Below are 16382 nucleotides of genomic sequence, written 5' to 3' on the forward strand. Positions count from 1 at the left end.
GTATTCAGTATTCAGTATTCAGTATTCAGTATTCAGTATTCAGTATTCAGTATTCAGTATTCAGTATTCAGTATTCAAAAATTAAAAAAAATAAATTTATCAACCAAAATATTTTAGTATAAATTTCCTCTTTCCTCTTTTTTCTATTCTCTCTTGTCTTTCGTCTATTATTTACTGTCTTTCCTCTTTTGTCTATTGTCTAAAATCTATTCTCTATTCTCTTAATTCTTGATACTCAATACCCGATTCTTAATACTTGATACCTAATCCTAAAACTACGCTCTCAATTTTAAATCTTGCATTATTTTATTAAACTCCTCTGTTGTTGGTGTTAAGAACACTTGATCATCAACAAACAATGTTGGGAATTTTACAACGCCATTATACAGTTCTTTGCTATGTTCTCTTGCTGCTGCATCTTTAGAAACGTCTTTATAAACGTAAGGTTCGTCTGTTGAATTTAAAAAATTTTTAAAGGCGACTGTATATGCGTGCCCTTGTTTACCATATAATGTGATTTTCATAATTTCTTTATTTATAATGTCAATTTTATAGCAATGTATTCATTTTCTAAAAGAGATATATTTCTAAATACTATTAAAAAAGTATGTCTTTATAATTACTATTCTTATGCAAAACATAATTAGCAAAAGGGCAAAGAGGTAAAATTTTAATCTTTTTATTTCTCGCAAAAGTGACTACTTTTTCTACTAACTTATAACCAATCTTCTGCCCTTTTAAAGATTCATCTACTTCTGTATGATCAATTATAATTTTATCGTTACCAGCCCAAGTATAAGTAATGGCTGCTATTTTTTTTATATCTTTTAATATATAAAATTCGCCTTTCTTATGATTGTCGTCGTGAAGAATATCCATAACTACGCTTTAAAATCAATTTTTCTATGCGCTCCGTCACAAAAAGGTTTATTTTCTGATGCTCCACATCTACAGAAAGCGGTGGTTTTTTCTCTTACTTCTAAAGTTCCATTAGAATGGGTTATTTTAACAGTTCCTTTTATCATTAAAGGACCATTTTCTAAACATTGAACATCTATAATTTCAGAAGAATCTCGCTTAGACGCATTATTTGAGGTGTAACTTAAAGCTCCTGAAGGACAAGCATCTACTTGACTTTTAATTGCGTTTGAACTTGCTCCATCCATATTTACCCAAGGTTTATTTTTTGGATTAAAAACCTCAATTAATCCTTTCCAACATTTTTTAGAATGAATACAGCTATTTGGTTTCCATATAACAGTAATCTCTTTATTACTATATTCTTTTATGATTTCTTTTTTTTCTGCCATAATAGTGAGTATTAAATTGAACTTTCAAATTTCTTTAGAGTTTCTACAAGCTGCTCTCTTAGATTTTTCTCTATAATTTTACCTTCTTTAAAATTATCAGAAAAGCTAGGTAGAGAAAAAGTAAAAAGTTCTTTTGCTCCCATTCCTGGGAATTTAGAAGCTCCTGCCTGTAAGACAGATTGACCTCCTCTTGCACCTGGAGAAGTTGCCATTAATAACAATGGTTTTTCTCTAAAAACTTTTGCTTGTATTCTTGAACTCCAGTCATATATATTTTTAAAAGCAGCCGCGTAAGAACCATTGTGTTCTGCTAGAGAAAGTATAAAACCGTCATAAGTGTCTAGTAATTTGGAGAACTTCTCTGCGTTTTTAGGAAATCCGTTTTTATTTTCTTCATCTTCACTATACATCGCCATATCATAATCTCTTAAATCAATAACATCAAAAGCAGTATTTTCTAAATTTTCTGCAGCAAATGTGGCTAATTTTTTATTTATAGATGTAGAACTTGTACTTCCTGCGAATGCTAATATTTTTTTCATTTTCTATTTCTTTTTGAATTATTTATTTAGAGATTCTTCAGTCGTCTCTACTTCTGAATGACAAAACTGAATTACTGGATACTGCTTTCTATTCTAGTTTCTCCCTTGACCATTTTAGCAACAGGACATTTGCCTGCGATTTCTAATAATCTTTTTCTTTGTTCTTCTGTAACTTCTTTTTCAAACGAAATTTTTTCACTTAAATAAGCACCATTTTCATCTTTTAATTGTAAAACATGTACTGTTATTTTTCCAACGTCCCAACCTTTTCTCTCAGCATACATTCTTAACGTAATGGCAACACAACCACCAATTGCTGTTAACAAATATTCAACAGGTGTTGGTCCATTATCATCTCCACCCACAGAAACGGGTTCATCTATTACAGAAAAATGATTTCTCACCTTCGCCTCTGCTAAATAATTTTTCTCAAATAAAGTAACTTCTGATTTGCTATTCATTATGCATTCATTTTTTTCCAACTAAAATAAGAAGTTAATAAAAGGACTATTGCGATTAATGCACCTATCTGCTCTCCATCACCAATCATATAGTGTGCAAAAAATGCCAATACAAAATTAAAAAAGAAACCTGCATACGCCCATTCTTTTAAAGATTTGTTTGCGACAAACCAAATGGCAATTAATCCTAAAATTTTAGCAAATGCTAATGGATAAATTATGTAAGTTGGATATCCTAACGCTGTAAATGCTGTTTGAAGTTCTGCATTGTTAAAAAGATACATACTTACTGAAAAAAGCATTAATAAAGTTAGTAAACCTGTTGCAACATAGTAGATTATTTTGGTAGTCTTCATCTTGAGTAATTTTAAATTCATCACAAAGTTACAAAAAATAAATTTATTTTCCAAGGAATATATTTCTATGGAATATGATGTGTTTGTTTCTTTAATTAAAATATAAAATAGGTTTCGATTTGCTTCGCAAGCTACCTTCAATCAAAATACATTTTGATTTTGGCAATGCTCAACCAGACAAAGGACTACAAATAATGTGTTCTAATTCCCTAAATTTAGAACATAAAAAATCAAACTACAAAGATTCGATCTACTTAAATTGATTTCTAAATTGTTGTTAAAAAAAGAAAGAATTACTGCTTTATTTTTATAGAATCTATTTGCTTTTGAAGGCGTTGAATTTCTTTAATGTCTTTTTGCTGTTTAGAAATTAACTGTATAGAATCTAAAATTTGACGATTTTTCTCTAAAATCGTTTTTTCTTTTTCAAAATAGATATTTCCATTTTCACTAGTTCTCCAAGCTTCATTTAGTTGAACATACACCTCTTCATTCCAAGTGCTTGGTTTTTTCGCATTGATCCAAACCACATCTCTGTATTCGCTATCAACTAATGCCAAATCTGGTGTTGCAGAACCGTCAAATTGTTCTGGATTATCACTACTAATTGTAGAAACTGTTCCTAAAAAAAACATTCGTTTTCTACCCGCAATATTTTTTATATAAGGTCTAAATTCTACAGGAGTATTTGCATTCCAATCGTATTCTTTTTTAGACTCTTTTACTTTTAAAGGCATTGCAGAAACGCCAGCGTAGCCTTGTTTTTTTGAAGCGTGATCATAATAGAACATATTATCTGTACCATCTGCAGGAATAAAAACACTGTAACTTAAGCTGGTTCTTTCCTCGCCAATTGGTTCTAATCCAAACCAATGATACAAACCACTGTACGCTCCTGTTTTGGTATCAGAAAAATCAAAATCGGTTACATAAGGTTGCTCATTTTGATCTTTTGGAGCACTAGGAATTTTAACCGCACTTTTCATATTCCATGGTAAAGGATCTGAAAAACCTGCTAAAAATTTTAAACTTTCTGCTTGTAAACGAGAAACTTTTTCTGCCAATGTATTTTGCTTGGTTAAGTATTCATAATCTTTCATGTCTTCGGGAGAAATATAGCTTCCTTTACCAATAGTTATTCTTTCTAAATAATCTTTAAAATTATGTTCGCCATTTTCTACAACCATCACGCCTCCAAAACTTGGATATGGAAAAAAGAATCCTTTCCATTTGATCAAACTTACCACTTGTACCCATGCACCTTTATCATTTTTCATATAATAGGTATCACTTGGTTCGTAATTAAACAGCATCCAAAGATTTAAACGTTGTACAACTGCATTGTAGGTATTTCTACTAAACTTTAAAGATTCGCCAATAGAAAATGTCACTGGAATTCTATTTTCACTAGAAAAACGTGGGAATGGTGTTGTACTAGAAACCGAAAACACTTCTTCTGTATTGTCTTTTATTCCTTGCCATACGTATTTTTCTGTAGGCTGAATTGCCATTGTCCATTGATTATTTCCATCTACCCTCACCAAATGTGGCAAGGAAACATCTTTGGTTTCACCAACAGATTCATTTGCCATCGAAAAGATATTTCTTAACGGTTGAATTCTCTCATTTTGCGTTAATGGCAATTCAACGATTTCTATTTTATTTAAGCTATTAAACACATTGTAGGTTTTCATATAGTCATAGAATTTTAGATTCCAACCTACGTAATATAAAATTCCGAAAAACACTCCTAAAACCAGTAGAATTCCTATTCTTCTTCCTGTACTGGCAGATTTTCTAAAATTTCTTAATCCAAAAAATAATATGACAAAGCACAATAAAATAATGAAGATAAATTTTCTTATAAATAATAATAAAGGCTGATAATCATCACGCAAAAAGAACAACAATGCTAATAAAATGATACTTATTATAACAATTGTTTTTTTTTGTCTTGCGCCTTTATTCCAATAGTTTTTTAACATACATGTATGGTTTGAAGTTGGGAGTTTGAAATTGGAAATTTCTTACTCATAACTTATATTTTTATTTTTCTTGAACACTTTAATTATAAGATTCCTGCTTTCGCAGGAATGACAGATCTACAAAAGACCTTTGTCTTTTAAACGCTCTCTTGCACTTTTCTCTTCTGCTTTTGGCTTTTCTATTTCTTTTTGAGCTTCCTTTATAGCAACAGGCTCTTCATTTGTGAATTCTTCTATAAAATCTTTTCCCTTTTCAACTACGTCATTAAATTTATCTTCTAAAGAATCTGATTGTTCGTCTATAATTGCTGATGATTTAAATATAATTCCCGCCAAATAAGTTCCTATTAAAGTTCCAAAAATCATGGATGCAAATAAAGAAATTGTTGCTAAATCAATCGGTATTAGAAAACGTGTAATTAAAATAACAATTATAAATAATGATGTGATGAATACCAATCTTAAAATAAAGTTTTGTTGGTATACAAATCCTTTTTTCTCAAAGGATTTCATTTGCAATTCTTTTGAATTCATCAACTTGTTAAAAAAGCGATAGACTTTATTTGTTTGTGATTCTCGCCAATACAAAATGATTCCGAATACAATTGCTGCGATAAATATAATGAGTTCTAGTGTCATGCTTTTAATAGTTTTTATTTTTTTGCAAGGGGTTTAAACCCCTTGTTGAAAATTAAAATTCGTTTTTAATCGTTTCTACAATCCAATCTTGAACAGATTCTTCTAATGTTTCAAAACGTTCATAAAATTGTTCTTTGTCATACCAATATAAAAATAAAACATCTTTTGGCGCAATATTTACCAACAAATACCAAATTAAATCTTGATTTGCTGCCTTTAGAGAAGAATGTGGTTTGTTTAAAGCTACAAATAGTTCTTCATCTAAAATATCTTTTGCTTTTAGTGTTTTTGAAATCTTCTTCTTCTCTAAAAAGAGTTCTAAACTCATTACTTTTTTACGCGCATTGACATCAATTTTATTCAAATAACTTTTAAACAAAATAGGATCTTCTAAGATATTTTTTATAGGATGTGATGTATCTATCAGAAAAGATGAAAAGACATATTTCTTTATTCTATCATATCTTTTGGTAGCAACCTCTTCTGCAAAATTTGATTCAATAACCTCATAACTTAGCAATTTTTCGATCAATTCTTTATGTGAAATATGATACATTAACACATCATGAACTGTGTCATTTATTGCTTCTTTATACGTTTCTTCATTTTCAAAAATTAAGATGGGTTTTACAAAATCTCTTAGCACAAAAATGCCACCAAAAGCTTTTGTGTAAAAAGAATCTGTAACAAACTTAATAGACTCTAAATTTAGATTTCTTTCTCTTAAATCGCCATATTTTTTTGCAGAATTCAATATTTTTTGATGAATTTTTTCATCGATAAAATTATTGTCTTTTCTAAATTCTTCTATTAATTTTAACTGCGCTTTTTTAGCACTATTCAAATTATTCGTTAGGTGGAATTTAATCGTAATATCTTTGTATTTTAAAACGTCTAAAGGTTCATAAAAAACGTCTATATTTTGGTCGAAATCGATACAGACTGCTGAATCTCTTGTTATATCATTAATAAAATCTCCATGCTTTTTAAAAACAGCTTTCATGATTTCCTTATCGAAAGAATGAAATGGATTGTATACTGATAACCCTTTTTGCAAAGGAGTTATAAGAATTGCATGTGTATTTGCTTCGCCATTATTTAAGTAAAAATTTTCATTTTTTTCTTCAGCAATTTCTGGACTCCACCCCACACCGTCAATAGAGAAAGAAGTCAATTTGGTTTTGGTAAAACCTAATTTCACCAAACACTTATTGTAACGCTCTACTAATTTTCCATTTACAGGAATTAGTTCGCTTCTGTATAAATTTGCTTTTTTTAGTTTTTGCATATTGTTGTTACACTGAGATTCACAAAGAAACTCTGAGATACACAAAGATTATAATTTCTCTGAGTATCTCTGTGGAAACTCTGCGAATCTCTGTGCTATAATATTTTAAATTAACTTATTTACTTTCAAATGATACAACAACATAATGGTTCTTGCATCTACAATCTCTTGGGTTTCTATCATTTTTAAAGCGTCTTTAAATGACGTTTCTAAAACCGTAATTTCTTCACTTTCTGAAGCCAAGCCTCCTCCACTGTCAATTTTATCTTCATCTGTATACTTTGCAACATACAAATGTACTTGCTCTCTCATTAAGCCTGGAGATAAGAAAACTGTACATACTTTTTTCAATTCAGCAATAGTGTATCCAATTTCTTCTTTTGTTTCTCTAATTGCACTTGTTTCTGGTGATTCATTTGCATCAATAGTACCGCCACAAACTTCAATGGAAAAGCCATTTTTTACACCTGCAACATACATCGGAATTCTAAATTGCTTCGACAACACCACTTTTTGGGTGGTTGGATTGTAGAGCAAAACAGCAACTCCGTCTGATTTTCCATAGACCTCATGTGTTAAACGTGCTGTTTTTCCGTTTTTAAAGGTAAAATCGAAACTTACTTGTTCTAGTTTTGCCCAAATGTTAGAAATAACTTCAGAAACTACATTTTTCACTCGATTATCTGTCATCTCCAAAAATTTTTCTCGCTTCTAAATCGATGTTTAATTGATTTACTCTCGAATCTACTTTTCTCTTAAAATCTGTATCTGCAATTGTGGCAACATTGTCTAAATAACGTACCACTTCTTGTCTTCTGATTTCAGAAAAATTGAGACCTTTCATATTCGATTTCATCAATTCTTGCAACATATCAAACTTGGTTTCATAATCTTTTTTGAAATAAATTTCAGGATTTTCGAACCAATTTGGTTCCAAATCAAAATCTGTTAATCGCAAAGAAATTGCCGATTGAATATTACGGACATCTCTTGATGAAAAGAATGGAAATATTTGCTGAATTTCTTGATATAAACTCGCAAAAAATAAGTGTTCGTTTATTTTATGTTGTTTTTCAGCTTTATCATACGCTTGTAAAACACGTTCTTCGGAAGGTTTTTGGACAGAATTCAAAATATCTCCCATATTTTTTGCCAAACCTTGATCTTTTAAAAATTGATACTTTTCTGGATTTTGCATATTCACAAAATCTGGAATGGTTTTTTCAAACTTCTTCCACCAAATATAATCTTGGTCTAAAAAATCATGTACTGTTCTTGCACCGTCAATTTTAAATCTTCCTTGCACTCTGGAAATAACCGCTTTGTCTAACATTTCTGGTAGATTTGTAAAAAGTCCGATAGAAGAATTCCCGTAATTAACAGCATATGCGCCTTCCGTATAACGCAGAAAGACACCAATAACTTCTTTAACTCCGGCAGAAACTCCTTGTGCGGTTCTTTCTTGTAAATTATTTTCTGCATCATCAATAGGTGCAAAAATTAATTTTGTAGGATCTTGCATCGGCTTCATCCATTCTACCATTTTTTCGGCAGAACCTCCTTGAAACGTACTAATTAACGTATCTGGCATGGGATGAAATAAAAACGGAATATCTAAATTGTCGGCATGTTCTTTTAAACGTGTGGCAATGGCAGCAATTAACATACTTTTTCCAGTTCCTGGAATTCCATAACCCATAAAAACAGGCATAAAACCTCCTAGTTCTTGAAACGGATTTTTCTTCGCTTCAAAATCATAACTCAACATTCTTTCTGTTAATCTACGGGCGAAATGTTTGGCATCTTTATTTCCTACAATTTGTTCGAATTGAATTTTATTAAAGGCAATACTTTTTGCCGTTCCTTGGAAAACATTCTGCCAGCCTGAAATTGAAAAATCGCTATTTTCTAATTTATATGTTCTGTCTACAATGGTTTCTGTGTATTCTAAGGTACTTTTTCGAAGCTGAATTTCATCGATAAATGCTTCAAAATAAACCACTGTAAAATCAATAACATCTTTATCGGTTTTTACTATATCTGGATGTCCTAAATATTTATCAAAATAAAACAAGGCGCAAGCAATTCCTTTTAATGGTGATGTAAAAGACACTTCTGGAATTCCTGCAAACTTCTGCTTCATCACAGATAAATCGTCTGAAGCATGTGGTTTTAAGTCATGTACTATTTTATAAGCCGTTGCAAATAATTGAAACGCCGTTGCCGTTTGCATTTTGCTTTCAAATTCACGTTTGCCATTGGAGTCTAATGCTGATTTGCGTTCGTTTAAGCTCGATAAACCTGAGGCATCATAATAACTATCTTTGATCCAAATCCCTAATGTAATTCCTTCTTGAACAGCATATAATGTCTGATTCAGATACACAGGAATTGCAATAGAATTAGGTAATAATCGTTTTTTTAAGCTTAAGATTGTTTTTGAAACCGATGTAATTTCTACTGAACTTCCGTTATTTGCTCTCGATAAATACAGTAAAATTGAATCGTCTTTAGCCTCTTTATCTTTATTTTTTGCTCTATTGCTTTGTTCCCATTGAATCGATTTTAAATAACCAGCAGCTTCATCACGAAGCATGTCTAATTCGTTTTGTTTTATTGGAAAAGTTGAGTTGTGATTCATAGCCCTTTTGTCTTTCAGACATTTTCCCAAAGGGAAAAATTTAGTTAGTTATTATGTTTTTTTAGACCTCACAGGTTTTAAAAACCTGTGAGGTCTTTCTATTTCTCTTACTTAATTGCACTTAATTCAATTGGGTTTCTCGCCAACTTATACAAAACTTCTGGCGTTTGATTATGCAACAATTGAATAATTCTATGCGGTGCAAGAACGTATTTTTGCTGAATGACATCACTCCATTTTTGCATGGTTTGTTTCGAGAAAAAACCTCCTTCTGTAAAAGTATCTCCAGAAAAAACCTCATCAATTTTAAGAGATAAAGCATACGATTCTAAAGGGATTTCTTTTCTTGAAATTCCTCCTAAGATAGCATGTGTAATTTTATTTTCATCTTTTGCAAAAACATTATGAAACGGCCCTAAATCGATTCTTTTGATGTGTTTTGGTTCTATATTGGGTAATTTCCGATCAATATTATACGCCATTGTATCTAAGGGCATTTCTCTATCGGCACTTTCTTTTAAAACTTGATAGATCTTTTCTTTGTCTTGCAATGCATTTTTACCTTGATAATTAAAATACATATAACAAATAAAAGGTCTGTTATGACTCACGTCATAAAAACTCCAACTGGTTAGATATTTATAAGAAGCATCTTTGGGTGCATCTAAAATTTTACCCTGTACAAATCTGTTGAAAATATATTTTTTTTCTACAGAGGTGTAATAAACAATGGAAGAAGCCTTAAATAAATCAGATCTTCTGATGGGTTGCTTTTTGCGTAAAAGTGTGTCTAAAAATTCTGCTTTTAAGATTTCTATATTTGTTAATTTCTCTACATATTGATTCTTTAATTCTAAATCATTGTATAAAAAACGAAATTCTAAATAGTTAGGAAAGCCAGAATCTGTTAAATCGACTTTCATATTATCTTCTTCATCATACATATATTTGATACGCATGGCTTCTATAGAATATAAGAGTAAATCTGAATATTGCTTAAAAATGAGCAATTCTTGTTGTGTACACAATTGTTCTTGCTGAACACTAACAATCAATTCTTTTAACACAAAATCTACCATTTTATGATAAAAAACGTATTGTTCTTTTGAGTCTAAAAGTGCAGAATCTAAAGGTGTGGTGATCATTTTTAAAATTTAAGAATATCGTTTAAGGTTTTTTTAATGATGGCAACCTCTTTTAATGGAATTTTACCAATTTTTTTATCTAATCGAGTTTTCGAAACCGAACGAACGTGAAAAGTTAACACTTCTGAAGTTTTTTCAAGCCCGTTATTTTCATTTGGTTTTAGAATAAGATTCCCTTTATAATTTTTAATACTCGTTGTTAACGGACACACAATTACAACTTGCAGGTATGTATTTAACATATTACCACTTATAATTACTGCTGGTCTTCTTCCGCTTTGCTCACTACCTTTTGTCGGATTCAAATACAATTCCCAAATTTCGCCTTGCTTCATTTAGATTATATATGATTCACTTGATTAAAGTATTCTTGCATACCTTCTTCTGCAATTAAAAGAATATCTTCATCTGTAGCAGCTTGCTTATAAGACTTTATATAGCTAGCTTTTTCTAATTGCTCTAAATACAATTCTAAAGCTTTTTCTAATAACCTATTTTTAGGTAATTGTAATTCTTTTGCCAAATTAGACAACCTTTCTAAAAGGTGATCTGGTAATGATGATGTAAATGTTGCCATTTTGTATTTATTTTTTACAAATATAATTAATATTTATAAAATATATTTAAAAATAACCTATTGATTTTAGTAGGTAGTCAGCAGTCATCAGTCAAAAACTGACTGCCAACTGCCAACTGCAGACTGCTAACTTTTAACTCAACAAATCGTCGTTTGAAGATTCTTTTTTAGGAGTTGCTGCTGGTTCATCATCATTATTTATTGGCGCGTTCGCATCTGCTTTGTAATAGTCTTCGAAAATCTCTTTCATATCAATGCCATATCGATCTGCAAAATTCTTTTGAATGTCGTTATCTTTTTCGCGAATTTCGTGTAAAGCCTCCGCATATGTACTATAGACACCTGTCATGATTTTTTCGTGAACAGGAATATTTTCCATCATATCTTGACGCGCTCTTGCACTTGCAGAATGCATAGATGCCAACGTTTCGCCAATATGCTCATCTGTTTTTACACCTAAATGCTCTAAAATAGCTGCAAATTCTTGGTCTGTTCTTGCCTTTAAAGCCACAATATAACCATCGTAATACTTTAATCTTTCTTCGGTATCTGACTTTAATTTTGCTCTGTGCGTTTGTAAATTAGAGCGTAAAGAAGTCAATACTTTAATGGTTAAATTATGTTTGTGCACAAAGCTATCTTTACTGGCAGCCAAAGTTGTGTAGGCATTTTTAAGCCCTTCTAATTCTTCTACTTTTTGCTCTATGGTGGTTACTTTACCAATTGCTTCAGAATATGCCGTAGATTGTTTGTCTGCAACCTCATCTAATTCTTGACGTGCTTGTTTTAACAATGCATATTGTTCTTCTAGCTTATCTTCTACTTCTTTCTTTTTTTCTAAGGCTTTGGTGTGGTTTTTAGAAGCTTCAACAATGGCCGTTTTTAGTTTTTCTTCTACTTCCTTGATTTCAACTTCTCTATTTTTTAAACGGGTAACTGCGGCTTGAGATTTAAAAGAAAGCTCTCCCAATAAAGTCTGAATATCTGCACTTTCTATACGTTGTTGAAACAATGCTTTTGCCTTATTGTCTGCGCCTGCACGTACTTTTTCTGCTTCCTTAAATTCTACTTCTTCTTTTTTAATTTTAGATTTTCTTCCCCACAAATTGTTCCACCAAGTATCTGGCTTATTTTGCGCATCTTCTAATTCTATTCTAGCTCTTTCTAATGCTTTTTGTGCATCGTCAATTACTTTTTGTTCTGCTGGGTTTAACGCTGAAAAACCTTCGAACTTGATACCAACTTCATCTTGATAATCTGTTAAATCTTTTATGGCATCTAATAAAGACGTTCTGTCTTCTTTTGCCATATCTACCACATCATCTAATGTTGCATTTAATATTTTTTGACGTTGTTCTGGATCTTCCTCTTGAGACAATTTAGATTTCATTGTGTCAATAGCTTTCCCCCAGTTTACATCTACTTTTTCCGTTTTTTGTGTTGAATTCGTTTCTAATAAGTCAAAATCATCAGACATAGGTGTTTCGTTTTTAAGTTGAACAATTTTTAAGAAAAGCAATTTCGTTATTTTTTTTCAAAAAAAAGAATATTTACTTTAAATATATGTAGCAATTAAACCTTATTTGTTACAAAAAGTCTAATAATTTTAAAAGTTATTTAAATACTTCTTATTTTCTTATTACTTTTAGCAATAATATCGCCTTTTAAAAACTAAGATGTCTAAACATAACTTTATACCATTAATCGTATTTTTTTTAAGCTTTTTAAGCTTACAGAATATAAATGCGCAATTAAGTAAAAAGCATTTTATACCACCTTTAACCTACGCAGAAACTGGAAATGCAAATCCAGAAGATCAATATTTTTATATTTCTACACCTAGTAATAAAAATGTAAGTTTTACGATCACACAAGTGGGCTCACCAAATTCTAGTAATATTAACGGAACGGTCTCAAGCACAACGCCACAAGAAATTTTTATTGCAACTGGAGATAGTCAACTTTTTGTTACATCACCACAAACAAGTGTGGTTCATACTGACAAAGGCTATATTATTGAGGCAGATGACGTCATTTATGTTTCCATTCGAGTTTTGGCTGGTGGTGGCGCTCAAGCCGGAGCATTGGTAAGCAAAGGAGCTTCTGCGCTAGGGCAAACTTTTAGAGCAGGAATGTTTACAAATGAAAATCCGCAAGATAATTATCTAAATTTTATTTCGGTAATGGCTACTGAAAATAATACAAATATTACTTTTAGTGAGATTCCTACAGGAATAAGCATTAAAAATTACACAGGTGCTTTGCCAATTTCTGTTGCTTTAAATGAAGGTGAAAGCTATGTCATAGCTACCAACGCTAACGAGAATACAATTAATAGAGATGGTTTAATTGGTACTTTAATTTCTTCAGATAAAAATATTGTTACAAATGTAGGTTCTGCAAATGGAAGTTTTCATAATGGTGGCGGAAGAGATTATGGAATAGATCAGATTGTAGATTTGTCTAAAGTAGGTTCTGAATATATTCTAGTAAAAGGAGATGGTTCTAATGACTGGGAAAATATTCTGGTGGTGGCTCATGAAGATAATACTTCAGTTAGTGTAAATCAAAACACACCTTTTGGTTCTATAAATAAAGGTGAATATATTTTAATTGAAGGAAATAATTTTAATGCAAACGGAAACCTCTTTTTGGAAACCTCCAATCCTGTTTTTGTGTATCAAGGAATTGGCGCAAATAATAGTGAAGCCAATCAAGGTTTATTTTTTGTACCACCTTTAAGTTGTGAAAATAGAGGTAATGTAGACAATATTCCTAATATAGAACGTATTGGTGGTGTAACTTTTACGGGCGGAGTAACCATTGTTACTAATAAAGGAGCTTCAGTTACTATCAACTCACAACCCATTGCAAATTTTGCTACTTCTGGACCTTTTGATGTTGATGGAAATGCAGACTATGTAACTTATAAAGTAATTAATTTAACAGGAAATATTTCAATTCAAAGTAGTGAGGAATTGTATTGTGCTTACTTTAATCAGAATGGTGCTGCTAGTTCTGGTAGTTTTTATTCAGGATTTCCTTCTGCACCAGAAATAAATTTCAATGCCACAGTTTCTTCTTTGGGAAATTGCATTCCGAATGTAACTTTACAAGCAGCAAATACAGAATTATTCGATTCTTTTGAATGGTATTTTGACGACGAAACTGGTGGTGGGTTCATTGCAACTGGTGTTACCAATCCTAATTTTACACCAATAGAACCTGGAAAGTATAAACTAAACGCAACTATTCTATGTACTGGAACAGCATTTGAATCGGTTGAAGTGCCTGTGAGTATTTGTCCCGATGATTATGATGGAGATTTAGTTATAGACAATTTAGATGTTGATATTGATAATGACGGAATTTTAAACTGTGATGAATCTATTGGCGATGCTACTTTAAACATTGCAGACAGCAACAATCCAATCATTATTTTTCAAGACAACACTCCAAACACCACTATTGTTTCGAGTATTGTTACTACCACAGAAGCCACTAATAAGATTACTGGTTTCAACGATGGAAGTTTTGAAACAACTATCAACACAGCAATAAACTCTAATATAGCGTATGAATTAAAGTACAATCAGAATATTAATTTTAAATTCACTCAAGACAAAACTAAAAATCATACAATTACAAATGGTGAATTTTTCATACTAAAAATTAGTCCAAATAATAAAAACATCACACTTTTAGATCCAGATGATCAATTATTAATTGATACTAATTTTGATGGTGAATTCGAAACTGGTGTTACCAATCTATCCGCATCCGAAATTCACTTTACATATGCTGCAAATACAACAGGTGCATCAAGTACATTTCAATTTGTAGCAAATCAAGTGAATCAAATTACTTTTGAGCATACATCAAACGGAATTACAACAAACTCAACTTTTAACGGCAACATTCAATTAACTTGTTTTTCAAGAGATTCTGATGGAGATGGAGTTGAGGATATGTTTGATTTAGATTCAGATAATGATGGAATTCCAGATGTTATTGAAACTGCAAATGATACAGATAACGATGGAATTTTAAATTATTTAGATGTAGATACTGATAATGATGGAATTTATGATTTAGCTGAAGCTGGACACAATTTAACGGATGCAAATTTAGATGGAATCGTTGATAACTTTGTCGATGTAAATAACAACGGAATTATAGATGCTTTAGAAAACGACACCACACTTCAAACACTTTCTTTAATTTATACAATTGCAGATACCGATGCAGATACTATTTTTAATTTTTTAGAATTAGATGCTGATAATGATGCCTGTTTTGATGTGGTTGAAGCGGGTTTTACAGACGTAAATAATGATGGATTTTTAGATGCAACTCCTTTTGAAGTAAACAATTTAGGGAAGGTTATCAATAATACCGATGGTTATACAAATCCGAACACAAACTATATAATTGCTGCACCTATCATCATAAATGCTTTTAACGACGTTGAATTTTGTGAGAATATTACAAATACCATAAACATCGATTCAAATGCAGACTTTTTTCAATGGCAAATCTCTACAGATGGCGGTTCAAGCTTTAATAATATGTCTAACGATGCTGTTTATGACGGTGTAACCACAAATAGTTTACAAATTACAAACCCAACTTTAAGTTTTAACAACCATCAGTTTAGAGTAGTTTTAGGTAGAAACGGAAATACTTGTAGCGAAAATTCAAATAAAATTACACTAACTGTAAATCCGCTACCCATCATTAAAAACAGTCCAGAAATTGAACAATGTATAAGTGTAAATGATACAAATCCCACCGTAAATCTAACAACCGCTGAAATAAATATTTCTGAAACCCCCAATGTTTCGTTCGAATATTATGAAGATGCATTAGGCACGAATAGAATTACTAATGTTACCTCATATCCCGTTCAAGTAAACAATACGCAATCAGTATTTGTAAAAGTAATTTCTAATCAAGGTTGTGCTAAAGATTTGGTAGAATTAGTGATCAATGTAGGGCAAATTACAAACAATGCTTATGATCAAATTCAACCGCCTGTTTGTGATGATTTTTTAGATGCTGATGGAAATAATACTGCTGCAAATTCAGATACCGACAATATCTCTAACTTTGTTTTAGATAGAACATCAATAATTAATAATATCAATCCGCCTGCAAATACCGAGGTGTTTTTCTACGAAAATGCTGATGATAGAAATAATGCTTTAAACGAAATTGACATTACGAACTATAGAAATGACATCAACAAAATTGATAGTACAACCAATGCTAATGGAATTCAATTTCCAATCTATTATAAAATAGTAAGTACAATCAATAATAATTGTGAAGATTTAGGTGAATTTTATCTTCAAATAAATGCAGTTCCCACTGCAAACCCTGTTACCGATTTAGAACTCTGTGATGATGTAAATGATGGTGATGGCACCAACGGAATT

General features: G+C 31.2%; 16 protein-coding genes. 1 reads left to right on the top strand and 15 read right to left on the bottom strand.

All coding sequences use genetic code 11. The features are described 5' to 3' along the window. Positions 1–275: 275 nt before the first annotated feature. From Q0998_RS18495 to Q0998_RS18565, 15 genes are all read right to left on the bottom strand, one after another. Positions 276–524 carry a glutaredoxin gene (locus Q0998_RS18495; RefSeq protein ID WP_299672647.1) on the bottom strand — a complete coding sequence of 83 codons (249 nt, stop codon included), beginning with the start codon at positions 522–524 and terminating at the stop codon, positions 276–278. A 73-nt stretch (positions 525–597) separates the two neighbouring features. Then, a complete protein-coding gene (locus tag Q0998_RS18500; RefSeq protein WP_299672649.1) occupies positions 598–879 on the bottom strand; it encodes a GNAT family N-acetyltransferase in 282 nt (93 codons plus the stop codon). Positions 880–881: 2 nt separating this feature from the next. Beyond that, positions 882–1310 (bottom strand): (4Fe-4S)-binding protein, encoded by a 429-nt coding sequence (locus Q0998_RS18505; protein WP_299672651.1) that lies wholly within the window; start codon positions 1308–1310, stop codon positions 882–884. 11 nt (positions 1311–1321) lie between these two features. Next, complete coding sequence (locus tag Q0998_RS18510; protein ID WP_299672653.1) at positions 1322–1852, bottom strand: NAD(P)H-dependent oxidoreductase; 531 nt, start codon at positions 1850–1852, stop codon at positions 1322–1324. Between the two features lie 71 nt (positions 1853–1923). Next, positions 1924–2313, bottom strand: a complete 390-nt coding sequence (locus Q0998_RS18515; RefSeq protein ID WP_299672656.1) for an OsmC family protein — start codon at positions 2311–2313, stop codon at positions 1924–1926. Continuing rightward, complete coding sequence (locus tag Q0998_RS18520) at positions 2313–2669, bottom strand: DoxX family protein (RefSeq protein WP_299672659.1); 357 nt, start codon at positions 2667–2669, stop codon at positions 2313–2315. The genes Q0998_RS18515 and Q0998_RS18520 overlap by 1 nt, the downstream gene beginning before the upstream one ends. 293 nt (positions 2670–2962) lie before the next feature. Beyond that, positions 2963–4654 carry a hypothetical protein gene (locus Q0998_RS18525; RefSeq protein ID WP_299672662.1) on the bottom strand — a complete coding sequence of 564 codons (1692 nt, stop codon included), beginning with the start codon at positions 4652–4654 and terminating at the stop codon, positions 2963–2965. Between the two features lie 117 nt (positions 4655–4771). Continuing rightward, a complete protein-coding gene (locus Q0998_RS18530; protein WP_299672665.1) occupies positions 4772–5293 on the bottom strand; it encodes a hypothetical protein in 522 nt (173 codons plus the stop codon). 52 nt (positions 5294–5345) lie between these two features. Continuing rightward, complete coding sequence (locus Q0998_RS18535) at positions 5346–6581, bottom strand: DUF6638 family protein (protein WP_299672668.1); 1236 nt, start codon at positions 6579–6581, stop codon at positions 5346–5348. A 105-nt stretch (positions 6582–6686) separates the two neighbouring features. Further along, positions 6687–7271, bottom strand: coding sequence for an NUDIX domain-containing protein (locus Q0998_RS18540; protein WP_299672671.1), 585 nt, complete (start codon positions 7269–7271; stop codon positions 6687–6689). Then, the gene (locus Q0998_RS18545) at positions 7261–9222 is read right to left on the bottom strand and encodes an AAA family ATPase (RefSeq protein ID WP_299672674.1); all 1962 of its coding nucleotides are present in this window, start codon (positions 9220–9222) and stop codon (positions 7261–7263) included. The genes Q0998_RS18540 and Q0998_RS18545 overlap by 11 nt, the downstream gene beginning before the upstream one ends. 107 nt (positions 9223–9329) lie before the next feature. Continuing rightward, complete coding sequence (locus Q0998_RS18550) at positions 9330–10367, bottom strand: hypothetical protein (protein ID WP_299672677.1); 1038 nt, start codon at positions 10365–10367, stop codon at positions 9330–9332. 2 nt (positions 10368–10369) lie between these two features. Further along, complete coding sequence (locus Q0998_RS18555; protein ID WP_299672680.1) at positions 10370–10702, bottom strand: type II toxin-antitoxin system PemK/MazF family toxin; 333 nt, start codon at positions 10700–10702, stop codon at positions 10370–10372. A gap of 5 nt (positions 10703–10707) precedes the next feature. After that, positions 10708–10944 (bottom strand): ribbon-helix-helix domain-containing protein, encoded by a 237-nt coding sequence (locus Q0998_RS18560; RefSeq protein ID WP_299672683.1) that lies wholly within the window; start codon positions 10942–10944, stop codon positions 10708–10710. A gap of 133 nt (positions 10945–11077) precedes the next feature. Then, a complete protein-coding gene (locus Q0998_RS18565) occupies positions 11078–12421 on the bottom strand; it encodes a microtubule-binding protein (protein WP_299672686.1) in 1344 nt (447 codons plus the stop codon). A gap of 199 nt (positions 12422–12620) precedes the next feature. Between Q0998_RS18565 and Q0998_RS18570 the strand changes: the two genes are divergently transcribed. Further along, positions 12621–16382 (top strand): IgGFc-binding protein (locus tag Q0998_RS18570; protein ID WP_299672689.1); only part of this gene is annotated, 3762 nt, incomplete at its 3' end.

This window comes from uncultured Polaribacter sp., from assembly GCF_947501385.1.
Taxonomy (GTDB): Bacteria; Bacteroidota; Bacteroidia; order Flavobacteriales; family Flavobacteriaceae; genus Polaribacter.

Excerpts from the sequence above, each read along its gene's own strand:
- Q0998_RS18510 (WP_299672653.1), bottom strand. The coding sequence starts at position 1,852 with ATGAAAAAAATATTAGCATTCGCAGGAAGTACAAGTTCTACATCTATA.
- Q0998_RS18555 (WP_299672680.1), bottom strand. The coding sequence starts at position 10,702 with ATGAAGCAAGGCGAAATTTGGGAATTGTATTTGAATCCGACAAAAGGT.
- Q0998_RS18550 (WP_299672677.1), bottom strand. The coding sequence starts at position 10,367 with ATGATCACCACACCTTTAGATTCTGCACTTTTAGACTCAAAAGAACAA.
- Q0998_RS18495 (WP_299672647.1), bottom strand. The coding sequence starts at position 524 with ATGAAAATCACATTATATGGTAAACAAGGGCACGCATATACAGTCGCC.
- Q0998_RS18525 (WP_299672662.1), bottom strand. The coding sequence starts at position 4,654 with ATGTTAAAAAACTATTGGAATAAAGGCGCAAGACAAAAAAAAACAATT.
- Q0998_RS18535 (WP_299672668.1), bottom strand. The coding sequence starts at position 6,581 with ATGCAAAAACTAAAAAAAGCAAATTTATACAGAAGCGAACTAATTCCT.
- Q0998_RS18545 (WP_299672674.1), bottom strand. The coding sequence starts at position 9,222 with ATGAATCACAACTCAACTTTTCCAATAAAACAAAACGAATTAGACATG.
- Q0998_RS18540 (WP_299672671.1), bottom strand. The coding sequence starts at position 7,271 with ATGACAGATAATCGAGTGAAAAATGTAGTTTCTGAAGTTATTTCTAAC.
- Q0998_RS18505 (WP_299672651.1), bottom strand. The coding sequence starts at position 1,310 with ATGGCAGAAAAAAAAGAAATCATAAAAGAATATAGTAATAAAGAGATT.
- Q0998_RS18500 (WP_299672649.1), bottom strand. The coding sequence starts at position 879 with ATGGATATTCTTCACGACGACAATCATAAGAAAGGCGAATTTTATATA.
- Q0998_RS18530 (WP_299672665.1), bottom strand. The coding sequence starts at position 5,293 with ATGACACTAGAACTCATTATATTTATCGCAGCAATTGTATTCGGAATC.
- Q0998_RS18520 (WP_299672659.1), bottom strand. The coding sequence starts at position 2,669 with ATGAAGACTACCAAAATAATCTACTATGTTGCAACAGGTTTACTAACT.
- Q0998_RS18560 (WP_299672683.1), bottom strand. The coding sequence starts at position 10,944 with ATGGCAACATTTACATCATCATTACCAGATCACCTTTTAGAAAGGTTG.
- Q0998_RS18565 (WP_299672686.1), bottom strand. The coding sequence starts at position 12,421 with ATGTCTGATGATTTTGACTTATTAGAAACGAATTCAACACAAAAAACG.
- Q0998_RS18515 (WP_299672656.1), bottom strand. The coding sequence starts at position 2,313 with ATGAATAGCAAATCAGAAGTTACTTTATTTGAGAAAAATTATTTAGCA.